The sequence below is a fragment of the Vibrio sp. UCD-FRSSP16_30 genome (assembly GCF_001676025.1).
Classification (GTDB): Bacteria; Pseudomonadota; Gammaproteobacteria; order Enterobacterales; family Vibrionaceae; genus Vibrio.
Genome location: NZ_LZFW01000046.1, coordinates 103194 through 122937, shown reverse-complemented (window position 1 = coordinate 122937; position 19744 = coordinate 103194). Strand labels below are relative to the sequence as shown.

The following is a 19744-nucleotide window of genomic DNA, read 5'->3' as shown; positions in this document are numbered from 1 at the left end:
GCATAAAATAATCTATTTGATGGTTATTTATGTATTAGACACTATGAAGTCACGCGGAAAATTGTTATGTAAATGTGTTAATTAATGCTTCAAAATTAGGTGTGAGTTGTTAATATATTATTTATATGGTGTTGAATACACAGTTGTATTGTGGATGTACTGTTTTGATTAAGGATTGTCGAGACAGAAAACAAGGATGTAGTTATGAAAGAGCAAGTATTGATCACTGATGTATCTGTTGTTGCAGCTCAAGGTAAATCTGTTGTAATTAATGCATCAAACCCTGCTAAAGAACTGCAAAAAGGCGACACCCTACATAAAGGGGATGTATTGCTTATCGGTGACGATGCTAAGGTCATGGTGCAATACGGCTCTAAGGCGGAAATTTTCGACCAAGTTTGTGCGGTATGTCTTGCTAGTACCAGTGCAGATAAAGCACCTCAGCTTATTTCTTCAAATCTTGACCGATCTTTACAGTTAAGTGACCACCCCGCGCAATACAACGAGCAGGATATTGCACAATTCCAAGATGCCATAGCTCGTGGTGAAAACCCTTCAGATTTATTGGATGAAATGGTTGCAGGACATAATGTTGATGCTCAAACATCAGCAAATGGTGGCTTTGTTACCGTTGATATGACGCACGCCGAAATCCGCCCTGAAACTGCTTTTGAAACCGATGGATTACTTATTGATGCAGCTGTAATAGAAGACGATGGCTTGACCATTAACTTTGCCAGTGGCGGCGGCGAAATAGCCTTAAACTTGACTGAAGGCTCTCTTAACTCTTCATCTAACACTCAGAGCACAGCAAATACTGGTTCCTCTTATCCTCAATCTAGCAGCGGCACGGTGATTATTGAGCAAGCAACTTTTGCCCTAGATGCGGATAGTTTTACTGTTTCGCCGGTGGATGTGGATTTAGTTCTTGCTGAGCTCAATGCCAATATCACCTCGGGAGGTGATGCGGTTAGTTTTGTTTATGATGAATCATTAAATGCACTGATCGGGACACTCAATGGTGAAGAGGTACTCTCTATTACCATTGAGCAAACAGTGCTTGACCGAGGCATTGAGTTGACCGTGACCACATTGGTTTCGCAACCCATTGATCATATCGATGCTGGTGGCCAATACGTCTCAATCGTTGATGATCAACTGATGATTAATTTTGCAATCACAGGTCAAGATATCAGCGGCTTTGAGCTAATCGACCCTGTTCAATTTAGTGTGGTGGTGGCCGATGGTGATAATGCTGAAGTTGAGAGTATTGTCAGTGATGAAGTTGAATCAAATGGTGTGAGTACTAATGCGTTAAGTGGTGAGTTATATCAACTTGGCAGTGATGGTCTGGATAGCGTTGTATTTGATCAAGATTCGTTGTCTCTATTTGACGGTTTATTATCCAATAACTCAGCAACCCTTGCGCAGCTTAGCGATGACGGCACTGTATTAAGCATAGTGTTAAGCCATGACCCTTCGAGCAAAGTATTTGAAATTACCCTGAATCGCGATGGCGGTTATACATTAGAAGCTTTTCAAGCGATAGAGCAGAACTCACTTGAGACTTTAAGCGTTGCCCTGCCTGTCACGGTAACCGATAACGATGGTGATACTACTCAGGGATTTTTAACCTTAGGTCTGACCGATGGTGACGATCTGAGTATTAATAGTGTGATTGCGCCAAGAATTTCAGAAGACGATATCGACTTAACGTCGCCTTCTTCGACTGGTGATATTGGTCTGGTACAAGGAAGTGATAATGTCGAGTCGATTATTATTGCGCCATCGATTCTGCAAGACAGTGTTTGGAATTCATTAACCTCTAACGGTGAAGCGACAGGCCTTAGACTTGAAGATTCTAGCGTTCAACTAAACGGTGTTGGAGAGCGAGTTCAAGATACGATAGTGGTGTATTTGCAAAGCGATCCGAGCAGCATTGTGATGCAAGTGGTGGTCAATGTTGATGGCACTTATCAAGTCTTCCTCAAGCAAGCATTAGATCAAGATAGTGCTAATCTGACGGCACTCGATCTGCCTATTGTAGCGGTCGATACCGACGGTGATTTTAAACAAGAAATCATTAGCATTGAAATTGAAGATGGTAGCGACCCTACGGGGCAAGACAGTCTGCTCGATTATACTGAGATAGTGGGTGAATATACGACGTCTCGTGAGATTGTTTTTACTCAAGGCAGTGACAAAATTGCTGATGTCTCTTTTGAAGCAAGTGTTGAAGCCGACTCTACGTGGCAAGGCATTGTCAGTAATGGTGAGCAAACTACGGTCAGCGTGATTGACGGTAAAACCATCCAAGTGAACACCCTCGGCGGTGAGCCTGTATTGCTGGCGACTATCGATAATGATGGAAACTACACCCTGACTCAGTACCGCGCTATTGAACAAGACAGTGATGTACTTAATTTAGTTATTCCTACCACGGCAACCGATACTGACGGTGATTCCGTTACGCAAGATATCACTATTACAGTGCGAGATAATATCAGCCCATCGGGCGCCCCAAGTGAGGTGAGTTATCAAGAAACGGGCGCTATTGGACAAGCAAACTCTGGGCAAATTGATTTTACGGTGTTCAGTGATGCGATCGAAAGCGTGCAGTTTTTACCATCCAGTATTGTTGCGCCTATTTGGGCAGATTTAAAATCCAATGGTGAAGACACTACGGTAACGTTGTCTAGCGATGGCAGCGTATTAACGGTCTCAACCGCTACGCAAGAGGTGTTAATCGTGACGATTAACACCGATGGTAGCTATAGCATTATACAAAATGCGGCTTTAGAGCACCCAGCAATGGGGGACAGTTCTGATAATCTATTAGTATTGCCAATTAATGTGCTTGCAACCGATTTTGATGGCGATACCGCCTCGAATGTGATCACGATTAATATCAGCGATGGTCTCGATCCAACGGCTGCTGATAGCAGTATTCAATATGTTGAATTTGGCGATACGGTGCGCACGGTATCCGCTCAGGTGGTGATCACTAAAGGCGCCGATTCTATTGATTCTGTGGTCATTGATCCTGAACTGGTTAACGATCCAAATTGGCAAGGTATCACCAGTGGTGATATTGCCACTGAATTAAAAGTGGACGGTAATACACTCACGGTGTACTACCTTGATGCGGATAATGGCAACGCTCAAGTGGATGTGCTGAGTGTCAGTATTGATATTAATGGCAACTACACCGTAACCCAGTCAAAGCCAATCGACCAAGATCCCGATACTGATCAAATTCTATTAGATATCCCGGTATTGGTGACCGATTCTGATCAAGATGTGGCGACAGCGACGATTAGCTTAACCATTGTTGATGGCGATCCACCAATCGTCAGTGATAAGAGCGTTGAATTTACTGAAAAAGCGACACAGCAGAACTTCTATGATCAATTTTTGATTGTGGTCACTGATGACCCAATTAGTGAAGTTGTATTCAATGAAGAGGCGCTGAATAACGATCCGATTTGGAGTGGTTTAATCAGCAACGATCAACCGCTGAGTTATGAGCTTAGTGACGATGGCACATTGCTAACCTTGTATGTCACTGGAGATACCAGTAATAAAGTTTTAGAAGTTGAACTGGAAGATCTTGCAGGCAACTTTAGAGTCACTCAGTTCCAAGCTCTGGATCACAGCGTATTAGAAACACTGTTACTAAATTTGCGTGTGGATGTCTTTGATACCGATGCACTCAATACTGAGCCGCAAATTGCCAATATTGGTATACAAATCACCGATGGTGACAATGCGACAATTGAAGCAAGCACTGCGCCAGTTATCAGCGAAACAGGGCAAGAGGTTGCCGTTAGTGGCACTATTAATGTCCAGCAAGGCAGTGATGATGTGTTTAGCGTGGTGTTTGATAAAGCCACTGTTGAAAGTGATACGGATTGGACGGGTTTACTGAGCAATAACCAAGCTCTGCAGGTTGTTGTGACAGATAATAGCTTGCTGGTGAGCGTTAGCGGAAACCCAACGGATGTGGTTCTTGAAGCGGTTATTAATCCAGATGGTAGTTACACTGTCACTCAATATCAGGCATTAGAGCACAATGGCAATGACTCGATGGTATTAACGCTGCCGGTGATTGTGACAGACACTGATGACGATCCTGTAACCACTAATATCACCATCCAGATTAACGATGGGGCAGACCCAGTGATTGTAGATAGCAGTGTCGAGCTGTTTGATAACGATACTGTGAGCCCTGTTACGGTCACTGGCAATGTTGGGCTGGTGGTCGGTAGTGATGTTATTGAGTCATTGGATGTCACCTTAACCGCAGAAGAGTTGTTAGCATGGCAAGGCCTCACCAGCAATGGAATGGAGACCACTTTAACCACCTCGCTAGGTTCACTCATCTTAACCCTTGATGATGATACTCAAGTGCTAAAACTTGAGATTGGTTTAGACGGGCTGTACTCCATTACCCAATATCTGCCTATCGATCAGCCGACTGCCAGCAATCAAAATCTGCTTTCTATTTCGGTGACGGCAACCGATGCCGATCAAGACTTTGATACGTCAGTGATTGATGTGGTGATTAATGACGGACTCGATCCTGCCTCATCAACAGAGGTCAGCACAGCCCTTGATGAAAATGAGATTACTAATCCAACCCAAACGCCAGAAACAGGCAACATTGGCTTAACCGATGGCATTGATGCCTTTGCTAGTGTGGTATTTAATGCCAGCGTTGAAACCGATGATGCTTGGCTTGCATTGCAAAGTGACAATCAACAAACAGAGGTTAAACTCAGTGATGACGGCACAACCGTGATTGTGCATTTGCAAGGGGATGAAAGTGCGATAGTGCTGACTGCCACGATTAATTTTGATGGTTCATACAGCATTGAACAGTTGTTACCACTAGAGCAAGATATTGATAGCAATCTCAATGAGTTAACCTTGCAAGTTGATGCGACTGATACCGATAATGATGTCACTTCAACCACTATTTTAATTCCGATTACGGACGGCAAAGATCTGGTGATCTCTGATGCCAGTTCTACCCTTGATGAAGACCAAATTGGTGATGTGAACTTCCAACCTCAACAAGGCAGTTTAAACCTAGTTGCAGGCACAGATTTAGTCGAAGCTATCGCTATTGATAGCACAGTACTGAGTGACTTAGATTGGACCTCTTTGACCAGTAATGGTGAGAGCGTAACGCTTGCGCTGTCATCGACCAATCAAGTTGGTAATGGGAGCAGCATTAACGATACCTTGTTGGTCAGTCGCTCAGATAATGATAGTCCCGTATTAAAGATCATCGTCAACCTTGATGGCACCTACACCATTGAGCAGTTGCAACCTTTGGATCAATTAAGTGGCAATTCATTGGATCTCATCGTGCCTATCTCTGCCAATGATGCCGATGGTGATATTGATACTGCCAATATCGAAATTACGATTAATGATGGTGCCGATCCAACAGGTGTAGACAGTATTATTAATCTGCAAGAGACCACCGGTGTAGTGACTGGCAGTGAGCAGATTGTGTTTACCGCAGGAAGTGAAGATATTGCCGATATCTCCTTTGATGCCAATGTTCTTTTAGACGCGAACTGGAGCTCGCTACAAACCAATGGTGAAGGTGTAAAAGTTGCGTTAAGTGATAGTAAAACCTTAGTCGTCACATCACTTTCTGGTAAAGAAGTGTTAATGGTTACCATTGATAACGACGGTAATTATGTGGTCACTCAATCACAGCCAATTGAGCACGATCCTAGCACTGACCTAGCCAAACTTATTTTGCCAGTGATTGCCAGTGATTCAGATGGTGACAGTGTTAGCGCCAATATCACCATTAATATTAGCGATAATGTTGCGCCAATTGGTGCCACGAGCACCATTAGCTATACCGAAGAGGGTGAGGCCGGGCAAACCAATACCGGAACGATAGTCTTTACTCCAGGCAGTGATAGTGTTGAAAGCATGGTGATCGATTCTGCTGTTGAATCTGATGCAACATGGAATGCATTGACCAGTAATGGTCAAGCAACCGATATTTCGTTAGATGCCACTGGAAAAATACTCACCTTATCTAGCACAACTGGCGTGGAAGTACTGGTATTAACGCTTGCCGATGATGGCAGTTATACCTTGGTGCAAAATGCCGCATTAGATCAGCTCACGATTGACGATATTAGCGATCTGTTAGTGCCAGTGATCGCTACTGATTATGACCAAGACTCTGCTACCGCGAATATCAGCATTAAGATAACCGATGGTGATAATGCGCAACTGTCAGCAAGCTCAATAAGCTTAGATGAAGATGATGTCGCCGATAGTACAGCCACTGATAGCGGCTCGATTAATCTTGTTAAGGGCAGTGATGCCATTGCATCGGTTGAATTTACTCTTTCAGATGCACAACAAGCCAAGTGGGAATCACTGACCAGTAATGGACAAGATACGCAACTGATTGTGACCAGCACTGGCCTGACAGTCCAGTTGGCCGATGGTACGCCAGTTCTGACATTAACCATCGATATTTCAGGCTCTTACACATTAACTCAGCTCAGTGCTCTCGACCAAGTTGCCGATGTGAATACCCTGCAAGTTGGGGTTGCGGTCACCGATAGTGATTTAGATTTAGTATCAACGGTGATTGATATTACCATTAACGATGGTGATGAATTTTCCATCGCGCCAGACTCAAAGCAATGGAGTGAAGATAGCATTGGTGACACTTTAGTGTTGCCGGTGACGGGCGCGATAAATTACCAAGGAAGTGACGCCATTTCCGAGGTTGCGATTGAGTTTAGCCCTGAACAACTTACCGCTTGGAATGCGATTACCAGCAATGGTGAGGTAACCTCATTAACCATTACCGATAGTGGCATTACGGTGGTAGCCGCCAGCGGAGCAACAGTTCTTGAGCTTGTGGTGAGCACAGATGGTACTTATACCATCAATCAGTTAGCCGCCATTGATCAGGATAACAACGATGCGCTTAATCCCGATAAAACGGTGTTGGGTGTTGGCATTATCGTCACCGATACTGATGGTGACATTAGCAAATCACCGCTGTCCTTTACCATCATTGATGGCACCGATCCTATCATCCTCGATGATACGGCCGATCTGTTTGAAAACGATATTGGCGATGTCACGAAGCAACCTTTTGTTGGTGATTTATCCTTAGATGCGGGCATTGACTTGGTGACTACGCTTGAGATTGATGATTCGGTCGTAGCGATGGAAAGCCCTTGGCAGACGCTAACCAGTAATGGCTTAGAAACCACGGCGGCATTGTCTTCCACCACTCAAACGGGTGTGAATGATACTCTGACGGTCTCGCTGCTTGATGGTACGGTTGTGATGACGGTCATTGTTAATTTAGATGGCAGTTATAGCATCGATTTACGTGAACCTTTAGATCAAGACGTGCTTAACCTCAGCAAGCTTTCGATTGATGTTGCGGTAACCGATAGCGATTTTGATGTGACTTCAGCGACCATCACAGTCAACATCACAGATGGTGATGATCCAAGTGGTACTGACAGTGACGTGGTACTTGATGAGATTGCCGGCGAGCAATCGGTTAATGGCAAGATTGATTTTGTGGCAGGTAGTGAAGATATACAAAGCTTGAGCTTTGATTCCGCTAAACTGCCAGATGCAATTTGGGATGCCCTAACCAGTGAAGGCAATCCAACCTCTGTTAGCTTGTCTAATGGCAATAAAACCATCACAGTCACTAATTCAAGTGATGAAAAAGTGTTAGAAGTGACCATCAATGATGATGGTAGCTATGTGTTGACTCAATTTAAGCCTATTGAGCAAGATGAATTAACCAACCTGACTGATTTGACTTTACCAGTACTGGCTAAAGACTCTGATGGAGACTCGGGCAGTGCCAACATTAATATTAAGATTAATGATGCGGGCGATCCTAGCGGCACTGATGTCAATGTGAACTTTAAAGAGGAGGGACTACCTCTTGAAATCACCGATCAAAGCATTGCCTTTACTCCAGCCAGTGATTCTATTGAAACCTATACCTTTGATGCGACGTCAATTACCAGTGATGCGTGGGTCAATCTCACCAGTAACGGTGAATCGACCTCTGTTAGCATTGTGGGTAATACCTTATCGGTCACCTTAGACAGTGATCCCGATGCTGTCGTACTGGAAATGGTTTTAGCCAGTGATGGAACCTTTAGTGTGAAGCAGTATCTGCCTTTAGATCAGGACGTTGTGAGCAACGTCAATGATTTAACCGCTAGCGTTATCGCCACTGACTACGATGGCGATAGCTCCAGTGCCGATATTATTCTTAAAATAACCGATGGCGTTGACCCGCAAATATTGGACTCAACCATTAACTTTGTTGAGGTGACTGACGGTACATCATTTACTGGCACCATGACGGTGAATAAAGGCATTGATGATATTAAGAGTGTTGAATTTGCACCGCTGGCAGCCGATTCACCTTGGCATTCCATTATCAGTGATGGTCAGCAGACTGACTTGATCATCGAGGACGGTAAAATTACCGTTCATAAAGCCGGTGATGCATCTCAAGTGGTGTTAGTGGTCAGCATTGACAGTGATGGCGGTTATGTCATTACCGAAAGTGATGCAGTTGATCAGCCTATCGATGGACCGCTACAGCTTGAGCTTGAAGTGGTGATTACCGATACCGATCTTGATGTGGATTCGGGCACACTTAAGCTCAACATTTTTGATGGTGCTGATCCGGTGGTAATGGATGGCGCTATCGATATTGTGGAAATTTCTGGTGAACAAAGCTTCTATGAAAGCTTTGTCATCATTGAAGGTACTGATGAAATTGTCTCTGTCACCTTTGATGACGCCATTGAATCGGACGCGGCGTGGACAGGATTAGTCAGCAACGATCTTGAGACCAATATATTGCTATCGACCAGTCCAGATAACGGTTTATCCGGTCTGACTTTACTGACGGTGTACATTGGTGATGACCCAACCAACAAGGTGTTAGAGGTTGAAATTCTTGATCTTGAGGGTAACTACCGCGTTACTCAATACCAAGCACTGGATCATGAAACCTTAGAAAAACTGCTATTAGATATCCCTGTTTTGGTGGAAGACAGCGATGATTTGAACGGTCCTATTGAGGCCAATATTGCCTTGACCATCTCTGATGGTGATGACCCGGTTATTAGCAGTGACACCCAATCATGGAGTGAAGATGACTTAAGCACTCTATTCCCTATCTACTCAGATTTGGGCCTAGTGATAGGCAGTGATGACATTGCCAGTGTTCGCTTTGAATTAACCGCCGATCAGCTAACGGCACTAGAAAATTTAACCAGTAATAATCTAGCCACAGATGTCACTGTGACTGACTCAACCATAGTTGTGAGCCAGTCTGGTAACGACGTTTTAGTGGTCACATTAGCGGATGATGGATCGTATTCAATAGAGCAAAAATTGCCATTGGATCAGGATGGTACGGGAAAAACTAACCTTATCTTTGACGTGGTGGTGGAAGATACTGATGGCGATGACAATATTGATTCTGTCACCAATAGACCGCCTTCATCCATTGATTTAACCATTACCGATGGCGCGATTATTAGTACCGATCCTGCGGATGTATCGTGGAGTGAAGATGAGATTGGTCAAGCCGGTTACGAGTTTGAAGGTGATTTAAATTACCAAGGTAGTGATGCGATAGCCTCTGCGGTGATTGATCTTAGCACTGAGCAACTCGCAGCGTGGCAGGCTATTACTGTGAACGGACAGTCCACTGTATTTGAACAAAGCGATCAAACCTTAATTGTGCGCGCGGGCGGCCTGATTGCTTTGCAATTGACCTTAAATACCGATGGCAGTTTTAAGCTTGAACAGTTTATTGCGGTGGATCAGGACAACAGCGGCAGTGATCAAAGTTCATTAAGCGCCGCAGTGGTCTTTACTGACACCGATGGTGATATCACCGATTCAAGCATTACCGTGACCATTGACGATGGCACTAACATTGTGACCAGCAATCAAAGTGAAAGCTGGAATGAAGATGACATAGGCAGTGCTACCCAACCTATTTCTGGCGATATTGGGCTGACTTTAAGCCCTGATGATTTGGCCAGTCTTGATTTTGAATTAAGTGATGCGCAGCGCACGCTATGGGAAGCAATAACCAGCAATGGACAAGACACCTCTTTGGTGGAATCTGAACGCTCCCTTGAACTGCAACTTGCCGATGGCACCGTGGTGCTATCGATTAGCATGGATATTGATGGCAATTATCAAGTTGAGCAATTTGAATCTCTTGACCAAGGCGCAGCGGATTTAACCGAGCTTGCTGTTGGCACTTTGGCCATTGATGGTGACTTGGATGAAACCCGTAGCACCATCGAGATCACCATTGAAGATGGTACCGATATTAGCTTGACTAATAACCGCGTTATTTTAAGTGACGATGATATTGGCACTGTCAGCCTACCTATTACAGGGGACATGAGCTTAACCCAAGGCAGTGATGCGATAGCAAGCTTTGGCTTTAATCTCAGCAATGGACAAACTAATACTCTTAACGCTATCACCAGTAATGGTGAGGCGACCTCGTTTACCGTGACAGAAAATGGCACTTTAATTACCGTTTCATTGCTGAGTGCGCCAGATAGCGGTGTATTAACGATTCGCTTAAACAGTGACAGTGATGGTAACTTTGACGGCACTTTCACCGTAGACCAACTGCAAGCCATTGATCAAACCGCAAGCAATGATCGTCTGAATCTTTCTCTTCGTGTGCAGATTGAAGACACCGATGGTGATATTACTCAGGCCAATGCCCAAGTACGCATTAATGATGGTCAAGACAGCACCTTTACCGATGAAACCATTGAGCTTGCATGGAATGAAGACAATATTATTGGCGCGGTCGATTTCCCTATTACGGGTGATGTTGGCTTAACGGCAGGCGCAGATGCGATAGCTTCTGTTGAGTTGTCATTAACAGCCTCTCAACAAGATGCTTGGGATGCGCTTACCTCCAATGGCATACAAACCAAAGTAGTGATCAGCGATGATGGCCAAACACTCTCTTTAGTTACCGATAATGATGACGAAGATGTTGTGCTTGTTGGACGTATCGATATTGATGGTCACTACAGCTTTGAGCAGCTACTGCCACTTGATCAAATTGCCTCTGATGATACTAATCGCCTTGGAGTAACCGTTGAAGCAACGGATACCGATAATGATGTAGTCACTAAAGAAATTAGTTTGGTGATCAGTGACGGCACGGATCCTGACACGACTGATCAGGATGAAACCATTGATGAGAATGTCATTGTGGATGTGGACGCCGATCCACTGACTGGCGCTATTGATTTGGTTAAAGGCATTGATGCCGTTGCCAGTGTGAAATTTAATTCAAGTGTGTTGAGTGACAGCGCTTGGACTGGTTTGGTTAGCAATAATCAAAGTGTTGAATTACTACTAAGCGCCGATGGCACAACGCTGACGGTGCATGTCACCGGAGATAGTTCTGATGTGGTATTGATTGCCACAGTGAATCTTGATGGCAGTTACAGCATTGATTTACGCCAGCCTTTAGAGCAAGACAATGCGAGTTTAGATATCAATGATTTAACTGTAGTGGTTGATGCCATCGACAGTGATGGCGATGTCACTTCAGCTAACATTAATATCGAGATTGCCGATGGTGATGATCCACAAATTGATACCGCGCCAGCGTTAACCCTTAATGAGGGTAATATCGACCAAGGTGATGCGGGAACGCCGCCAATCCAAGGGGGCAATACGCCAGATGGCACGTTGGAAGTGGGCAGTTCAGCGGTTACGGTAATCAAAGGCTCCGATGATATTGAAGCCTTCTTTGTGGACAGTGCCAATATCACGGTGAGCTATGTTGATGCGGGTGGACAAACTCAAGCTTTCGCGCTTACTTACCAAGGTGTCGCAGTGACCTTTATCAGTGTCACTGGCGGCTATATGGGGGTGGCGAATGTTAACGGTGAAGAGCTTAATGTATTGTCGATCCAAATTAATAACGACCAAACCAGCAGTGATTTTGGTCAATTTGATTTTGAAATTATCCGCGCCATTGATCACCCGATTGCCGGATTAAATACTGACATCACCTCTGCCGATACTCTGACGATCAGTGTGCCTGTGTACGCACAAGACATGGACGGGGATAATTCAGCAACCAAAGATGTACTGGTTAGCGTGGTTGATGATGTTCCTGAAGTTATCGAGAAATCCATTTCCTTAACCGAAGGCGATGAGAGCGCCACAGTGAATGTGTTAAAGCAAAGCGGCTTAACCACTGAGGGCGCAGATGACGGCGCGCTTACGCAAATTCAAATTGGCAGCACCACTTTAACCCTTGATAGCAACGGCGGATTCCAGTCATTTAATCTATACAGCGATGGCAGTGACCCGGCAAATCCTGCCGATAGCACATTGCTCATGGGCGTATTAGAGGTGCATCCTGATGGACGAATTCGCTTCACCCCAGCCGATGATGTGAAGGAAAATGGCGACTCGGCCAGTATTGATGTACTTGTGACCGCAACTGACAGTGACGGCGATACTAGTACCAATCCAATCAGTATTGAAGTGGATGATATTAGCTCTCAAATTACCACATCCAAGGCCAGTGGCTATGAAGATGCTGGGCGCAGTATCACCACCGGTGACAGCAATGCGCAAGACAACCTGCCAGCGGGTGATAAACCAATCCAAGTTGAGATCAGTGTTGATACTGGTGACTTTGATAACGATGAAGCACTTGGTGCGATCACTATTAAAGGTGTGGATGCGACTGAAGGTGATTTTTATTACTTTGATGGCGCCGATTATATTGCATTAACCATTGTTGATGGCTCAGTGGTACTGAGTCAAGATCTGCTAGTGAGCTCAAGCTCTGACAATGAAAACTGGAGTGTGGATAATTTATTCTTTGTGCCTGCGCGTCATCAAGGCTCAGAAGGAACTGATTATACCTATGATTTTACTATCGAGGTTTATCGTGACAGCGCAGTGAGTGAAACTCTTGATGGGACACTGTCTGTTGAAGTGACTGCCATTGCCGATACAGCAACTTGGGAGCCTTCTAGCGGTAATTTTGAGGTCACTGTTGATGAAGATGGTGACGATGCTATCTTGCAAATTTTGGCACAAACACAAGATCAAGACAGCTCAGAAACTCTAACCTATGAAGTGAGCTTTGAAGCTGACTTTGGTCAAGAGTTATTAATTGATGGGGTGGTGCAAAGCCCCGATGCTAGTGGTCTGTATATCATCTCAGCGGATGATATCGGTAAAGTGACGGTGAATCCTGCTGACGATTGGAGCGGGACCATTCAACTTAAAGTGGTGGCGATTACCACCGAATCAGACAGCAAAGCACAGCTTATAGAAGCGCGTTCTGATGAGCGTTTCTTTACCATTAATGTCAACCCTATCGCCGATGAAGGTGCGCTTGTCGTTGCACGTATTACTCTTGAAGAAGATACGACGGTGACATTAGATCAACACATTCGCATGAATGACGTCATTGATGCTGACGGGTCAGAATCTTTACATGTACACATTACCGGCCTTGAAGACAGCAATGGCAATACTGCCACCTTGAATTGGTTGGGTGACCCAGACAGCAACCCAATCATTGAAGTCTCTGCGGGGGTGTATGAAATTGCGTATGACATGTTATCTCAAGTTGAACTGGTTCCGTACACCAACAGCAACGTGGACTTTAGCCTAACCGTAACGGGCATTATACGAGACACCATAGAGCAGCTAGAAAATGTGGATGAGACAACCGGTGTGGGCACCATAAAAACAGTGACCGATGACCGAGTGTTGGCTGATAGAGAAATCTATGTCGATCTTAAAGGTGTGGCCGATTTCCCTTACATTAGCATTGATGGAATAGGGGATACTTGGCATCCTATCTTAAATGATCAGGGGCAAGCCTCTGGCGTAGAAACTCTTATTGATGAAAACACAGATATCCCACTGAACTTTAAGGTGCTGAGCGGTGAGTTAACGGATACGCCGCTCGATGACTCGGAATCGGTGACGGTTTTGATTTCTAATATCCCTGATGGTGTATTGGTTTTAGATAGTGAAAACCAAGAAATTGACCTTGTGTTTGTAGGTTACGATGATGCGGGTGGCCCTATCTACCAAGCTAACTTAACGGAAGCGGGGGTTGATACTGGTGTTATCTTACGACCAATTGAATCCTTTACGGGCAATATTGATCTAAAAGCCACCATAGTAGTCACAGAAAGCGATGGTGATAGCAGCATTACTGAAGGTAACATCATCATAAAAGTACAGCCGGTGATTGATGCGAAGGATGGCTATCAACGTACTTCATCAGGTGATGAAGATAGCTTTATCGAAATCGACTGGCGACCGGCTGGTGATGATTTCTCTGATAGTGATGAAGTGATTAATCTTGTGGTTATTACTGGATTCCCTGAAGGATCAGAGATAAGAGTAAACGGTACAACCTTATCTGTAGATTCTGATGGCAATATCACCATTTCAGAAAGTAATGGCCTAAGAGAGCTATTAAGTGGCGCAGGCATTGTTGAAGTTAAACCACCTGCTGATGACAGTAGTGATTTCCAGTTAAGTGTCACCGTTGAAGTCACCGAAGAGGATTACGAGTTTACTCAAGGCGAAGCTGAATACCAAGATACCGCCACGGCCATCATTCATGGCACCGTTGATGTGGTGGTGAACCCTATCGTTGAAAATGATGCCAATCTGTTTGTCACGGATTTAAGCAATGATGAGATTGGGGGGATTGATAACCCGATTATTGCCGATAGTAACGGTATGATTAACTTCACTTTAAATGAAGTGAAAGATGATGCGTACAGTGTCAATTTTGAAGACTCAGATATTACCCAAACCGAACAAGATGCATTAGATAAATTACTTAATGATCCTGATGCTATTTTGACTGCCGAAGAGCAGCAAGAAATTGACGATAATCCCGATGAGATTGTTGAAGAGCTGGTGGTTGATTTTGGCACTGTTGATCAAGATATTCTCGATCAATTAGTGATTATTGGCGCGGTGAATAACGGTGATGGCAAATGGGTCGTAACCAACGAGGAAGATTTTACCATTGTCGCGCCAAGTGGCCTGAAAATAGCCGGTGATGGTGACGATGCGTTCTCGGATATTACCATCACGTTTGTTGCGCTTGTTTATGATAAAGGTGAAGAAGGCGAAGGAAGCGCGCGTGTTTTAAAAGAAACAGACGTGACGTTGCGATTCCCTGAAGATGTAGTGGTTAATGATTCGATTGCAGCCGTAGTTGAGGAAAGCACTAATCCTGATGACATCATCTTAGGCACTGAAGACAGTAGCATCGCGCTAGGTCAGCAGATTCTCGATAAAGGTTTGTTGGTAACGACCGCAGATAGAGATGATGTGGCTGATATTTTGACTTTGGTGTTTGCTCAATCTGACCTTGAAGGCTTTGTTATTCAAGGGGCGGAATATGACTACACCACCGCAGAGTATGTATTTAAAGGTGGCATTGATGTTGATGGGAATGTCATTGGCTTAGAGAATTTACTGTTAATTCCGCCGCAAGATTTTGCCGGCGACATGAACTTAAAATTTACCGTGGTAACCACGGATACATTATCGGGAGATGAAGAATACCAAGATCTGACGCTTCCAGTGGCGGTTTCTCCAGTTGTTGAAGATTCACAAGTTGTGTCTGTTGTCGTCAAAGGTACCAGTGGTTTAGGCGCTGATTTATTACCTGTTGATGCCAGTGGCACACCAGTATATCAAGATGATATCGCCTACGAAGACGGCACCATTCACTTGCAAATTGGCGTTGAGTCTACCGATCTTGATACTGCGGCAGGGCGAGGAGTCGAAAGCTTCCAAACAGTGACCATCGCGCTGAATGATCCTTCTGAGGGAGTATTAATTGACCCTGACGGAAACGAAGTCAGTTCATTTACTCTGACTTATGATGCCAATAACCCTACTGCCATTGAAGACTTTTTAAAGGATGTCCAGTTTAAGCCCGCAGAGAACTTCCCAACCGGCGATGACGATAATACTGTTGAGTTGTCTATTTCAGGCACACTCAATGACGTGACGGTTTTTGATGAAACCGATGGTTATGATCATCCTTCAGATACCGATTCAGGTAAGCCGTTTAGTGGCAATATTTCCTTTGAGGTGGTGCCAGTTGTCGACTCCATCGTTATCGAAGGGGGTGACCGCTCTAATAAAATAGTGATCACGGGTAATGAAGATACGCCTATCTTCCTCGACCAAATACAAGGCACGCCATTTACCGTTTCGTTAAATGATGATGATGGCTCAGAAGAGTTTGTGTCGATTCGACTATCTGGCGTACCTGATGATTTCCTTGTGAAATCGACCAGTGAAGATGATGCAAATGGCTTTGTGGCTAAAAACAACGGTGATGGGTTTTGGACTATCCAGCTGAATAATCCTTCAGCGACCTCCATTTCATTTGCAGATTTGGAAATTACACCGGCTGAGCAGTTCAGTGGCACGGTTGATCTTGGGATTATTGTCTTTACACAAGAGAAGTTGCTTGGTGTACCTGTTGAGCACACTTCAACCTTCACTTTGGTGGTTAACCCCGTCGCAGATGCGGTTGATACTGATATCGTTGATTCTGCAACAGGTATTGAAAACCAAGACATTGAAATAAAAATCAATGCCACGATTGTCGATAAAGATTATTCATTATCAGGCGATGGAACGGGTGCTAACTACCAAGAAAGTGCGCCTGAAATTATGCGCATTACAGTTTTAGATATGCCAGATGGTGCCACTATTAGCTTGGCAGATGGCACACTCTTTACCGATAATGGAGATGGCAGTTGGACGTTAGATGTTAATGCGCAAGTGGTTGATAGTCTTATCTTTAACCCCGGTAATAACAACTCGCTGAACTGGGATCCTACGCAAATCACCATTCAAGTTCAGTCCGTTGAATATGATATCAACGGCATTGAATACACCGATGACAGTGCTATTTCTGAGCAAGTGGTGACATTCACTATTGATGAAGTGAACGATCAACCTATCTTTGAGGGCATTGCTGATTTAACTGTTGTAGAAGACGATGAATTAATCATCAATGGCTTGTCAATTGCTGACCCCGATACGGCCGATGATGCATCGACTGACTACACCTTTACCATTTCTGTGGATAGTGGTTTGCTTAGCTTTATTGATAATGCTGAAGCGCTGTTTGGGGTGACGCTTTCGAGTACCGATCCTGAGGCAAGCATCACCATTACCGGAACCGTTGCACAAATTAATGCAGCGCTAGCCGATGGTGTTCATTTTAACCCTGTTGAAAACTTCTACGGTGACGTTAATGTCACTGTCGCGGTTGATGATGGCGGAAACATCGGTGTTGAGGGTGAACTACACACCAATGATGATACGTTTGTTATTACGGTAGATGCAGAAAATGACCAGCCAGTAATAGAGCCGATTGATGCACAAACAGTGGCTGAAGATGACACACTTGAGATCACCAGTATTCAAATTAGCGATGTCGATACCGCTCAACTGCCTGATGCACCCTATACGGTAACAATATCGGTAACAGATGGTGAGGGCATCTTTAGTTATAACCTTGATCCAGCAACCTTTAATGTCACCGTGAGTGGCGATGCGACGTCAGGATTACAGCTTGATGGAACGGTATCGGATATTAATGCATTTTTGAGCTCGGGGATTACCTTTACGCCTGCACAAAATCTGATTGGTACAGTTAGTGTCACAGTGCTGGTGGATGATAATGGTAACTTTGGCGTCGTTGGAGAGCCAAATACAGTGCAAACCAGCTTTGATGTCTCTGTTACTGCGGTGAATGACACTCCTGAGTTATCTGGTATCACCGACAGAGTCGTTGATGAAGATGATGTGCTGACCATTACTGATATCCAAATCTCAGATGTGGATCAAAGTGATGAGCCAGATGCACAATATCTATTGACGATTGCAGCCAATGCAAATGGTGATTTTGACTTTGCGCAAGCCAGTAAAGATGCCTTTTCTGGCACGATTACCTTAAGTGATGGGCAAGTGGAATTGGTTGGCTCAATTGATGAGATTAACACCTTACTTGCCAGTGGCTTATTGTTCACAGCCGATGCCGATTTTGCCGGTGACGTGAGCGTGAATGTGACGGTAAACGATCAAGGAAGCTTTGGCAGTGGCGGCGCAAAAGTAAGCAATGATGATTTTGATATTAGTGTAACGGCGCAAAATGATGCTCCTGTGAATACGTTGCCGGGCAGTATTACCGTTGATGAAGGAAGCACAACTAAAATCGAAGGCATTCAAGTCTCTGATGCGGACTATATTGGCAGTTATGCCGATTCTGATATCGAAGTCATACTGTCCGTTGATATCGGCACGTTACAGATAATCACAAGCAACGGTTTGGTGACCATTGATAATAATGGTAGTGATTCAGTCACCTTAAAAGGGCCAATTACTCAAGTAAATGCCGTTTTAGCTGAGTCTGCTGTAGATAGCGGGATTTTGTACAGCAACCCACAAGGCACTGATAACGCTGAACTGACTATTGTCACCAATGATAATGGTATTTTTGATGATGCAGATTCTAGCAATCAACAAGACAGTGATACGGTCGCGATTACCATTACACCGGTTGCCAATACGCCGACTCTTACTATTAGTGATGAAAATCAGCGCAGCCTAAATACTATCATTTCGCAAGCTGCGTTAGTTTCAAGAGGGATTCCTTTACTAGGACTAATGGCGGCGCTGTCTGATGCCAGCGAAACATTGAGCATTGAAGTGAGTGGTTTAGATAATGCGTTATCCATTCTATCTACTGCGGGCACGGTTTCGCCAGGAAGCAGCGCAGGTAGTTGGGTTTTAGATGCGGCAGCCCTTGCCGATGCAGTCATTGTGGTCACTGACTCAAATGTCTTGCCATCGTCATCTGTTGCCTTTGATGTCGTTGCGATATCGACTGAAAGTGACCCTGCTATTACGGCGGAGTCAGCAGCTATTCAATACACTGTTGAAGTGGTTACCGATGGCAGTGATCTGAATGCAGAACTGCAAAGCGCGGCAACTACCTTAATTGATGCTGATGAAGATTCAACATTACGAGGTTCAGACTTTGATGATGAGTTAATTGGTGGTTTGGGTAACGACATTTTAATTGGCGGTTTAGGCTCTGACATATTAACTGGTGGGGAAGGCTCTGACTTGTTCGTTTGGGAAGATTTGGATGACGGTCAGCAAGATCTTATTACCGACTTTAGTTTAACCGAGGGTGATAGCATTGACCTTATTGCAGTGATTGATGATTTAGACTCAGGCTTAGCGCTAGATGACTTGTTAAACAACTTGGCTAGTAGCAATGAGTTAGCAGCGTCGCTGGTGGAAAATACCGATGATGTTGAAATAACAGTAAGCTCTGATACTCAAAGCCAATCAATTGTCGTCGAAGGATTAAATAGCCAACTTAGCTATAGTGACCCAGATAGCGATCTATTAACTACTATGTTTGAAAACCAAGTGTTTAAGTATGACGGGAATTAACAGATAGGGTTGATAGGGCAGTCTAATATGAAGTTAAGTATTGAACGTTATCGTTCAATACTTAACTCATCGTTTGATTTGTCACACTTATCGTCCAGTTTTGCTATTACACTAAGAGTAATACAGCCGTTTAGTATCG

The 19744-nt window shown here is 44.3% G+C and carries 1 protein-coding gene; it reads left to right on the top strand.

The genetic code is table 11. The annotated features are described in order from the left end of the window. Nucleotides 1-204: 204 nt before the first annotated feature. The gene (locus tag A9260_RS13035) at nucleotides 205-19605 is read left to right on the top strand and encodes a retention module-containing protein (RefSeq protein WP_068699635.1); all 19401 of its coding nucleotides are present in this window, start codon (nucleotides 205-207) and stop codon (nucleotides 19603-19605) included. Nucleotides 19606-19744 lie beyond the last annotated feature (139 nt).